At 60.4% G+C, this 10,811-nt stretch carries 8 protein-coding genes and 2 pseudogenes; 2 read left to right on the top strand and 8 right to left on the bottom strand.

What is annotated here, in order from left to right; genetic code table 11:
• Nucleotides 1-115: 115 nt before the first annotated feature.
• Together LGN17_RS04075 and LGN17_RS04080 are read left to right on the top strand one after the other, a co-directional pair.
• Nucleotides 116-1,399 carry an isoprenylcysteine carboxylmethyltransferase family protein gene (locus LGN17_RS04075; protein ID WP_226195250.1) on the top strand — a complete coding sequence of 428 codons (1,284 nt, stop codon included), beginning with the start codon at nucleotides 116-118 and terminating at the stop codon, nucleotides 1,397-1,399.
• A 127-nt stretch (nucleotides 1,400-1,526) separates the two neighbouring features.
• Nucleotides 1,527-2,024: a GNAT family N-acetyltransferase gene (locus tag LGN17_RS04080; RefSeq protein ID WP_226195251.1), complete on the top strand. Its 498-nt coding sequence runs from the start codon at nucleotides 1,527-1,529 to the stop codon at nucleotides 2,022-2,024.
• A gap of 78 nt (nucleotides 2,025-2,102) precedes the next feature.
• On the opposite strand, the gene cml is transcribed toward LGN17_RS04080, so the two are convergent.
• From cml to LGN17_RS04115, 8 genes and pseudogenes are all read right to left on the bottom strand, one after another.
• A complete protein-coding gene (gene cml / locus LGN17_RS04085) occupies nucleotides 2,103-3,335 on the bottom strand; it encodes a CmlA/FloR family chloramphenicol efflux MFS transporter (RefSeq protein WP_226195252.1) in 1,233 nt (410 codons plus the stop codon).
• 415 nt (nucleotides 3,336-3,750) lie between these two features.
• Nucleotides 3,751-4,122: a hypothetical protein gene (locus LGN17_RS04090; protein ID WP_226195253.1), complete on the bottom strand. Its 372-nt coding sequence runs from the start codon at nucleotides 4,120-4,122 to the stop codon at nucleotides 3,751-3,753.
• Between the two features lie 166 nt (nucleotides 4,123-4,288).
• Nucleotides 4,289-4,543: pseudogene (locus LGN17_RS04095) on the bottom strand (ShlB/FhaC/HecB family hemolysin secretion/activation protein); the annotation flags it as partial.
• 778 nt (nucleotides 4,544-5,321) lie between these two features.
• Nucleotides 5,322-5,585: a hypothetical protein gene (locus LGN17_RS04100; protein ID WP_226195254.1), complete on the bottom strand. Its 264-nt coding sequence runs from the start codon at nucleotides 5,583-5,585 to the stop codon at nucleotides 5,322-5,324.
• Between the two features lie 133 nt (nucleotides 5,586-5,718).
• A complete protein-coding gene (locus LGN17_RS04105; protein ID WP_226195255.1) occupies nucleotides 5,719-6,168 on the bottom strand; it encodes a hypothetical protein in 450 nt (149 codons plus the stop codon).
• Nucleotides 6,169-6,283: 115 nt separating this feature from the next.
• Nucleotides 6,284-6,784, bottom strand: coding sequence for a contact-dependent growth inhibition system immunity protein (locus LGN17_RS04110; protein ID WP_175952280.1), 501 nt, complete (start codon nucleotides 6,782-6,784; stop codon nucleotides 6,284-6,286).
• A gap of 1 nt (nucleotide 6,785) precedes the next feature.
• On the bottom strand, nucleotides 6,786-7,679 hold the full coding sequence (locus tag LGN17_RS36835) for a hypothetical protein (RefSeq protein ID WP_413227002.1): 894 nt from the start codon (nucleotides 7,677-7,679) through the stop codon (nucleotides 6,786-6,788).
• 105 nt (nucleotides 7,680-7,784) lie between these two features.
• A pseudogene (locus tag LGN17_RS04115) lies at nucleotides 7,785-10,811 on the bottom strand (hemagglutinin repeat-containing protein); the annotation flags it as partial.

A 10,811-nucleotide genomic window follows, 5' to 3' on the forward strand; every position in this document is an offset into this window, starting at 1 on the left:
TACCTATCAGAACCACAGGCCAATGGCCGGGCGCGCATCCCTACCAAGCCCGGCCGACGGCCGGCGTCACCCGCCAAGCGGGGGCGCCGGCCCTCAAACGTACGAGGACCCGATCATGAATTCCACGCTTGACGGCATCGCCGCGGTCCAGGACCGCCCACCCCGTTCCGCCACGCCCCTGCGCGCCGGCCTGCTCGGCATTGCCGCCGGGCTCTTCGCGCTGTGGATCACGCGCGGCCAGCCGACCCTCGACGCAGCCACGCGCGCGGTCATCGCCAGCCTCGCGATCATCGGCACGATCGCGCTGCACGAAATCTTCATCTCGCGCGTCTACCTGCGCCCGAGCGCGGGCCTGTCGCGGCAGGCGGTCCGGCCGCTCGGCATCGCGCGCGTCGCGACGCGGCTCGGCGCGCTGACGTCGATCTATGCGGGCATCGGCGCGATCTACTGGCTGCTGCCCGAATACCATGGCGCGTTCTACCTGCCGTTCTGGTCGCTGCTGCGCTCGCTCGCACCGTACGTGATCGTCGCCGCGCCGTTCTACTTCGCGTGGATGGACCGCCACCAGCGCGAGACCAACGACGCCTACCTGCTGTGGGGCCGCTTCCTGTTCCGCCGCGAGCAGCCCGCGAGCTGGAAGCCGGTGCGCGAGATGCTGGCCGGCTGGGGCGTGAAGGCGTTCTTCCTGCCGCTGATGACCGTCTACCTGTCGAAGGACGCCGATCACCTGACCGCGTCCCTCACGAACGCGATGCACGCGCCGATGACGATCGCGGCCTTCGTGTTCATGTATGACCTGTCGTTCACGATGGACCTGATGTTCGGCACCGTCGGCTACCTGTGCACGTTCCGCATCCTCGACAGCCATGTGCGCACCGTCGAGCCGACGACTCTCGGCTGGGTGGCCGCGCTGATGTGCTACCAGCCGTTCTGGTCGCTGTTCTCGAACAACTACATCCGCTACGAAGGCTCGATGTTCTGGGACAACTGGCTGATGTCGGCTCCGACGCTGCGCGTGATCTGGGGCACCGTGATCATCCTGCTGCTGCTGACCTACGCGCTGTGCACGATCTCGTTCGGGCTGCGTTTCTCGAACCTCACCAACCGCGGGATCATCACGTCGGGCCCTTACCGCTTCACGAAGCATCCGGCGTACATCACGAAGAACCTGTCGTACTGGATGGTGTCCGTACCGTTCGTCGAGCCGCTCGGCTGGCAGGTCGGGCTCATGCATTGCGCGGGGCTCGTCGCGGTCAACCTGATCTACTACACGCGGGCGAAGACGGAAGAGCGCCACCTGATGCGCGATCCCGACTATCGCGCGTATGCCGAATGGATCGCGCAACACGGGCTGTTCGCGCGGATCAGGCAGGCGTTCGGGCAGCGCGCGCCGGCCTGACGCGGCGGCAAACGGCGGGGCCGGCTGCCCCGCCCTCGTCTGCGTTACGTTAGCGTGCCCGCATCGACGTTTCGCCGGTTCCGGCGCACAATGCGCGCTCCCTCGAGAACGGTGCAACAGACCAACGATGAGCGTCACCACGGTACGGCCGGCTACGACCGATGATGCGGCGATTGCCGCACGCATCCTGACCGATGCCGTTGCGTTCAAGACCGCGCACGACGACCCGGCATGGGGACACCGTGCGCGAACCGAACAGGACGTTCGACCGATGCTCGACGCCGGCAGCCTTCACATCGTCGAGCAGGACGGCGTCGCTGCCGCGATGTTCGTGCTGAGTTGGGAAGACGCGGAGTACTGGGGGCCGCAGGCGCCCGTCGCCGGGTATCTGCACCGGCTCTCGGTACGTGACGGCTTCCACGGCCGCGGGCTCGGCCGCCATATGATCGACTGGTGTGCGGATCAGGTACGCGCGCAGCAACGTACGTTTCTGCGGCTCGATTGCGATCCGCGCAACGCGAAGCTGTGTGCGTATTACGAGGCGTTCGGCTTTGAACGTGTCGCGCTTCGCCCGCTGCCCAGCGGTTACATCGCTTCGCTCTACGAGCGCGCGGTGGCCGGTTGACGGCGCCGGCCGCGCGCACCCGCGACTTCCGCTGAATGCCGCGCGGCCCGAAACCGCCACGCGTCTCTGCACGCGTGCTCAGTCGAACTCGACACTGCTGTCGCGCCCGTCGCCCGTGCGACCAGTCGTACGCGCCAGCCCCCTGATCGCGACGAAGCTCGCGAGGCCCATGCCGAAGCAGCAGGCCGCCAACGGCCACGGGGTAGCCGCGTCGAAGACCAGTGTCGCGAGCGTGCCCACGCCGGTGACGATCACGCCCTGCACCGCGTAGTAGAGCGCAACCGCCTTGCCTGCCGCATCGCCGAAATCGCGCAGCGCCCCGTTCGCGGACACCGACGACATCAGCACGATACCGACCGCAACCAGCCACATCGGCATCACGAACGTCGCGAACGACGGCTTCGCCAGGACCGTACCGACGGCCAGCACGATCGCACCCGTCATCATCGTGAGCGCCCCTCGCGCAACGCAGTCTGCCTCGCCCCACCTCGACACGAACGTCCCTGCGAAACGCGACACGACGACCATCACGATCGCGACGGTCGCGAAGGCCATGCTGAATGCCCCGCGGGAATAGCCAGCACCGCCGACCAGCACGCGCGGCGCGGTGGAGAAGAACACGAAGAACGCCCCCATCGCGGCGGCAAACGCGAGCGTATGAACCCGAAAAGGCCGGCTGCCGAGCATCGATGCAACGGACGGCCCCTGCCGGTTCGCCGTCCGTGGCCGCGTTTCGTGCCAGCGCGGCCACGCGCGACCGCACGCGAGCACACCCAGCAGGCCGAGCGTCGCGAAGATCGCGCGCCATCCGCAGGCTGTCGCGATGGCCGCGCCCAGCAGCGGCCCCAGCGCGGGCACGCACGCCAGCATCGCGCCGAACCGGCTGTAGATGAGGCGGCCTTCGGGGCGATCGGCGTAGACATCGCGAACGGTCGCGAACGTGGCGACAAGCGCGGCCGACGCGCCCAGCGCCTGCAGCGCCCGTAGTGCGACGAACAGGCCGCCGCCGGTGGCGATCGCAAGGGCCAGGGAAGCCGCCGCAAAACACAGCGCGCCGCCCAGCACCACCGGCCGTCTGCCGACGCGGTCCGACAACGGGCCGAAGATCATCTGGCCCAGCCCGAGGACGACCATGTAGACGCTCAGCGTCAACTGGACGATGGCCGGCGACGTACCCAGCGCGGACGGCATCTCCGGGATCACCGGCAGGTACACGTCCATCGCCAGCGAAGCGAGGAGATCGAAAGGCGCCATCAGCAGCAGCGCCGACGGCAACGAATAGGCCCAGACGGGCGTGGATTGTTCAGGCATGACAAGGCATCCGCTCAGAAAAGGGAATCTGGCGGCGATCTGCCTGGTCAGCGAGGGACAACGGGAGATCGCCGCAACGACCGGTTGACGAAGGTCGTTGCGGCTTAGCGATCCGTGGACGGGCCGGCTCCCATGGAGGAATCCTTGCGGTGTGCGTTGACTGCGCAGTGTAGTCGGTTCGACAGAACGGCACCAGCCGTGCACGCACGGCCGGGTGGTTGCGACCCGGTCGGCCAGCTCGCGTATCGTGCTGGCCAGCCGCGTGCGATACGGCGCCGCGCATTCCGGTGGAACGGAACGTGGCCCACAAAGTCCCGATCCGGTTCGCACGCTGCCTGGCTGGCCGCGCCGCGATCGCCGCCGCGAATCGGCATATCGCCAGCGGATTCGCGGCCCCGGCTCGCGCCGCCGAGCGTTAATGCTTCAGACGCACAACGTACAGGCCGGTGAAGTTTGCAGCCGCCGCCAGGCTGAAGTTCGGCGGGGTCGAAATGATCGATCCCATGATGGTTGGCTTGTACGTGACGGTCCCGCCCGAGATGTCGGCCATTTCAATGACCGCCGGGCTCGGATTGGGAATGATGTTCGAGGTGAAGTTCAGGGTCAGCGTACGGTCGTACATGTTGTCGAACCCACCGTAGGACTTGATCTCGTAGACAAAGTCCGCGTTCACGCCTGTCGGCACCGGATCCGGTTTGCCCAGGCAAATCAATCCGTCGCGAACCACGCCATTCGGCGGAGTCTTGAAGGTCAACGTCGCGATGCCGTCGTCGGTGACCAGCGTCATCGTCGCATTCGCAACGGCACTCTTGGTGAGCTGGATCGACTTGTAGCCGTCCGGACACTTGAACGTGACAGGCTGAGGGTCCGGTGCGGTCGGCGAAGGGGTTCCCGCCGCGCTGTCGCTACTCGTCGCGTTGCTCCCGCCGCCGTCACCGCCACCACCGCATGCCGATTCGGAAGCACGCCGTTTCGACGGGAAGTGTCGGATACGCCTCGATGCGCGGCACGTCCGAACGCACGGAGGGCGTGTGCACGGCCGCGTCGCGCTGCTGTGCGTCGCGCTGCTGCTGTGCTTGTCGATCCTGTTCAGCGTTCGCGCGAGCGGCGGCAGCCTGATCCGCGGGAGTCGGCGCCTGTTGCGCGTGAACGGCGGCCGCGACAAAAGTCGTAAGCGGCAAAAGGGTGAGCCGATGAATAATTTTCATTTTGACTTTTCTTGGTCTTAGCTTTCGTTTGTTTTGTAGCTAACGCGTGCTCTCCTGCAGCAGGTGTGGAATGGTTTGATCTTCAACATCGCAGCGAACACTACACACCTATCAACGCCTGCCCTATTAATGAATCTGCGCCCGCTGCCTCGACAGCGCGGTCAAAAACTTCAGTCGGAGATGATGCGCGAGCATGTATAGCCAATACCGACCTCACAAGAGCGGGAGTCATTCGACCCGGACGCTTAATCTTTCTGGGTCATCGCTCGACATTTCAGCTTTGCACGACCATCGATTGAACCGAATTGCACGATGGCATCACAAATTATTTCTTTCTCACAAAATTCACTGTCACAAAGACACAAAACACTCCACCCAGTAGAGCACCGTTCACTAGAATGAATTTGGCATCGTTATTTTCCCACTGCAAACCGCCACCATAAAAATAAGCCACAAAAATCATGACAAATACTTTTATTGAGGCAAAACACATAAATGACACAAAGAAAGCAGCCAAATATGAGGCAATCAATCTAATCACTTCCTCGCCCCCCAAATTCGAGACTTGGCATCATTTATCGACTTCACTCCTGCTTCAGCGCCGGCAGCACCGTCAATACCAACACCAATTTCAGCAACTTTATCCCAGTTAACCAGATATTGCCCTGATGATTCCACTTAAACACCAGTCCCAGGGCAAGCTCTACATCGCGCTTATCGGAATTTCATGATGCAACTGCCGGTTGAAGCGGCTCGCTCTCTCAGAGTTTCATTGCTGTTAGGACTTGTCCTGCGTGTCGTCCTTCACTTCGTAGATCTTGCGCGCCTTTTTGTAGCTGTTATCGAACGGTCTGATTTTAAGCAGTCTTGCCTGGCTAGTCATTCCACCAACTATCGCCAGCCCAAAACCAAAACACACCATCAGAACGCTAATAATTGATGGAGGGCCGTACTTCAAGAAGCCGAACATGATTGCAACACCAATTAACACCATCACCACACTCACAGGGCGCGAAAAATTCCCCTCTACAATAATCTTCATTTTGATTTACCCCCGCCAGTCAAGCGCCCGGCCTTCGGCTTTCTGTTCGGTGATGCCAAGTTGCTTTGCGACGATCTTCGCGTCCTTCTTCGCTAATGCATATTGATCTGGATGCAACTGCCGATTGAACCGATCAGCGCATTCTCCGGCGACAGAAATCCTCGGTTCCCGCATTGAATTCCATGCTTACAGAAAAGACACGCCTTCCCATCCTGTCCAACTCCTGCTTATCAGATTTTTCAGCAAGAGACGCCTTCATTCCACTCTTGCACATCACATATGTACCATCATCCACTCCCAAAAACACCCACCCCTTTTCTTTCAGAGAGTTTTTGAGAAATTTTTCTTTTTCCTCACCGAAAGTCGATGCATCCACATCATAAAGCGCAAGAGCCGCCCCCGTTTTTGCACTTTCATGTCGAGACAAAATTGTTGCATTATCAAAAAGATAACTTAAATCCGCAGTCATAATTTCCAATTTCGCTTTCGCAGTGGAAACTATCGGAGTCCGGGAAATCACCCAAACTCCCAGCACCACCCAAACGAGGAAAAAAATGACTTTCTTTGTCGACAGCCTCTTCATATCTTTACTCGATCATTGCACGAATGAAGTGCCACAAACAGCAGCGAGGCTGCAATGCAATTCCCCCGTCGGTTAATGCTCATAGATGTTGTTCTTATCAATCGGGATCGTCGATTTATGGAATGCATCGATCCAACGCGACTCGCAGAGCAGCGCCGATTTCGGCTTCTGGCGAATCGAATGGAAGGATGACTTTGGTGTCGTCGCCCAACCCTTCCCACGCTTCGAGCTTGTCATGACGGTTTGGATCAAGCGTTAGAACACCGTCAACGACTTTTGCGTGGCACAAGATCATTTTCTTGAACAGGGCTTGCTTGGTTTTGTACCCGAACCGTGTAAGAAGGCCATCGACCCACTTCTTATAGTTCTCTCCAACCAGCCGAAAATCGAAGAAAAGCGGATTTTCCGCACGTTGCTGCGGGGTAATGAAACGGCTTTTCAACAACGCATCGTTGAGACAACGACCGAGTGTTTCGTCATCAGCATCTGTGTCGAGAAAATGTGCACCTCCATCCGGATCTGCGATTGAAACGCTATATCCAGACTGCGTTCCAATGAAAATGAAATCTCGATTTCGATAAATGGCCGCACCGCGCCAAGGATTAACGTCACTCAATTCACTTCCCCTTTACCGTTGTCACAACAACCTTAACACCCTGGCTCTCACCGTACTGGATAGCCCGATTGATCTGCTCCCACTGCGCCGCGTTTGTTTGTTCCGGCACTGCAAGTTGCAGTTCTTTACTCACTATTTGTGCAGGATCAACCCGTGTGCCAAGGAGGGTGTAGGGTTTGTCATAGTTCAACATAGCGTCAATGTTGACCTTCACCGACGAATATACCTGCTGTGGGTTGGTGACCCGAGATTGCAATGTCGTGTCCAATGTCTTGGCGCTTGTCGCCGTTCGGGTTTCAATATCGTAGAAATCGAACGTCTTGAAATTCGGTGGCAAACGTGATCCCGCGGGCATCTTCGTCTCAAGATAATTTTCCCACGGAAGTCCCTGCGTACCAATGCCCTTCCCCCACGTAATGCCGGCATCGACCACGGTCGCGCTACGCCCCGCGAGCGCCATGCTATCAAGCATATCGCGACCGACCGTGATGCCGACCTTGGCAAGGCCTACACCGGCCTTCACAGCACCGCCAACGCCAGCCACCACGGAACCGACCTGCCAAGTCAGATCGCCTATATTTTCACCGAGTTGCAGCGCCTGGTCCGTCCCGCCGACGCGCAGCGCGGTCTGAATCTGTCCGATCTTGACATTCAAGTTGTCAACGACCGCCTGTCCAAGCTGGTCACGCATCTCCTTGCTGTTGATCAGGTCATACATCCCTTTCAGGCCGGTCACCGGGTCGCTCAGGAATTCCGCCAACCCACGGACGTCGTTCCAGCCTGCCTGCGCAAGCCCCTTGCCAAATCCAGCCAACGTCGCGGCATCCTGTACTGACGATACCGTTGCCCACTTTCCTGTTGTCTGGACAGCACACATCAGATTCGTACAGGCCATCAACTCCTTCTGCGCCTGCACCTTCTGTTCAGTCGCAAGCCAATTGTTCTGCGCGGCCACGGTCGCGCTGGTCGTTGTCGTGGTCGCGCCCGAGGCGCCGCCCACCCCGGATTCAGCCGCCACGCCGGCCACGATGGACGAAATCAGATTCTGTTTCGCTTCCTTCTCCTGCTCGGTCATATCAGGAGTTGGGGGCGCAAACAGATTCGTCAGCAGACTGGATGCCGCCGCGCCCATCGCACCGGCGCCGCAGCTTTGGCTGCTGGCAGCCGCTCCCGCACATCCAACAATCGCATGCAGCGCAGCATGCAGCGGGCTACCTTCCGTCACCGTGCCATTTTCGACCAGCTTGCCTATGTACGACGCGCCTTGCTGCTGCAGGTAATTCACCAAACCAGCCTGCGCAAACTGGCCAGCGCCACCGGTCACGTTGCCGCCCGCAGCTGCGGTCAGTGCGGACAGCACTTGCCGGTACGTACCGCCTGGGCCCCATTCCGCCGTCAACTGGTCGGCCTGCTGCTGCGCCTGCAATCGTTGCTCGGGCGTCAAATTCGGATTCTTGGCGGCAGTCTGCGCTGCGTCCGCTTCCTTCAATCGATTGTCGACGAAGGTCCCGACCTGGTTGATAAACTGGCTCGTGATGTCGAACCCGGCCTGAATCTTGTCCTTGTCGAAGATCGGCGCGAGCGCACTGCTCGTGTTCGACGTGTCGCGATTGATGTTCGCTACCGCTTCGGCGGCGGTCTCGCCCGTCAGCTGCTGTTGCTTCGCGCCGTCTGTAATCGTGACCGTACCACCGCTCACACCGCTCTTCGTGGTCGAGCTCGCGTCACCTGATGCGCCCATCACCACTGGCGGCGCAACCGACACCCCGCCCTTGCTCGGCACACTGGTTCCCGGCACCGGATTCACGTTATCCGCCGTGCCTTTCTGATCCTTGCCGATAGTGCCGCCATAGCCGCCCGAGAGCCCGACCGACGATGCGTCGTACGATGCGTGGTTCTCGATGTCGCTATGGGTGAGGGTGCCGGTCGTCAGTTTGTTCAGGTTGTCCTGCACTGCCTTGTCGCTGCTCGCGATCACACTGCCTTTGAGATCGGTATTGCCCTTCACATCGACCTGGAAACCGCCATCACCCGCCTTGATTCCCGATTGCTCGATCACACTTGCGTAATCGCTGTTCATCTTGGTCTGGCCGACACTGCCCGCCACGCTCGACTTCCCGGCGCAAAGCGGCGGCGCACACACGCTCGCCGAAATACCGGCGCTCTGCTGCTTCGAATCATAGTGATCCTTGTCCTGCAGGCTCTCGATGTTCAGGTTACCGCCGACATCGGCAACCACCTGTTTGCCTGACACGACCGCGCTCTTCAGATTCGTATCGCCGCCCGACTGGATTGCAAGCTGGTTGCCTGCAGCCACGTGCGTATTCGTCCACGTCGACGAATCTCCATCCGCGTTGCCTCGATTGCCTGCAACGCCCGCCGTAAAGGCTATCCCCGACTTGTCGCCGACCGTGAACGACACGCCCACCGACGCACTCGACCCACTGTTCGTACTGTGCTGGCTACTGGTATTTTCTGCCGCCTGCAGGTTCACATTGCCTTCGGCGGCCAACTTCGCATTGTTGCCTGCAGAAATCGTGCTGCCGATCACGTCGATATTGCTGTCCTTGCCGGCGCCAGCGGCAGCGGCAGCGATCGTCACGTTGCGGCCTGCCGACACGGTACTCCCCACCGCAGTGTTCGACTGTGCCTGCATCTGGCTGTCGCTCTTGCTCGCGCCGACCGACACGTTGATCCCGACACTTGTCGCGGCTTTCACCGGGTCGCCGCCCATCTGCTTCAGCGAGTCATAGGTGTTCTTCGCCGCAAGGCCCGTCGTGGCGGCTGCCAGCGCGATCAAGCGCGGATCGCCACCCACGCTTTGCGCAGCGTTCGTCATCTGCCGACCAGTCTGCACCGCGGCCACGACCGGATTCGTCACGCCCACCGTCACGCCGGCCTGACGAAACTGCTGCTGCTCTGCGAAGTTGGATGTATCCGTCGCGGCGTCGATCTTCACGGTCTTGCCGGCAAGATTCACGTCGTTGCCCGCATGCAGGATGCTGCCGGTCGCGTGCAAATCGTTGCCCGCACTCACAGTCAGGTTGCCGTTCAGTGCTCCAATCGCACTGCCGTTGTTTGTCACCGATGAAGACTGCTGCTTGTCCGAGTTCGAACGAGAACCGACGGACACCGAGAGGCCCCCATTCGACATCAGGCCGGTTTCCTTTTTGTCGTAATAGGTAGACGATTGAATCGTGTCCTGCGAGGTCTTGATGTTCACGTCTCGCGCAGCCGACAGCGACACATCGTTTGTACCGACGATATTACTGCCCGTCACGTTGATGTCCCGGCCGCTCGTGACCGTCACGCCATCCGCCGAAATCGTACTGCCCTGGCTATAGGTCGCCGTCTGGTCGATTCCGCTCGCGATCTTCGAACCGCTCACCACATTGCTGTGGCTATGCGTCTCGTGTGAGTTCAGCTCATGCGTCTCGGTTGCCGTGCCGACATTCACATCGCCGGCCGCCAGCAAGTTCGCGTTGCCCTTGTCGAGGCTGATCGCACTGCCGCTGACGGTAATGTCCTTGCCCGACACGATATTGACCGTATCGCCGCCCTTGAGCATCGTCCCGGTCAGCGCCTGGTCCGACGTATGCAGCGTTTCCGCATAGCTGCCGTGACTGTCACTACCCGAGCTATTGCTGTTTACGGTCGACGTCGCGCTCGCCGCGCCCAGCGTGACGTTACCTTTGGCCGCGATCGTTCCACCCTGCCCGAGGTCGATCTGCGCGCCCTTCGTCGTCAGATCGCCACCCACGACGACATTAGATTGCCCACCGACTGTCACCGAGCTCCCGACCACCTTGTTGATGTCGGTATTCGATACCCCATTCGCGCGCTGCACGATCTTATGCTCGCCAGTCTGCACCGCGCCGAGATCCCAGTTACCGCCGACACTCATGCCAAGGTTGCCACCGACCGACAAATTGCCCGCGTTCTGCTGGAAGTTGCCGCCCGTCGTAATCGACGCGTCACCTGCGACGTCGAGTTTCGCCATCGGCCCGAGCGTCGTCACCACGCTCGT

Origin of the sequence: Burkholderia sp. AU30280 (assembly GCF_020420125.1) — a bacterium.
Lineage (GTDB): Bacteria > Pseudomonadota > Gammaproteobacteria > Burkholderiales > Burkholderiaceae > Burkholderia.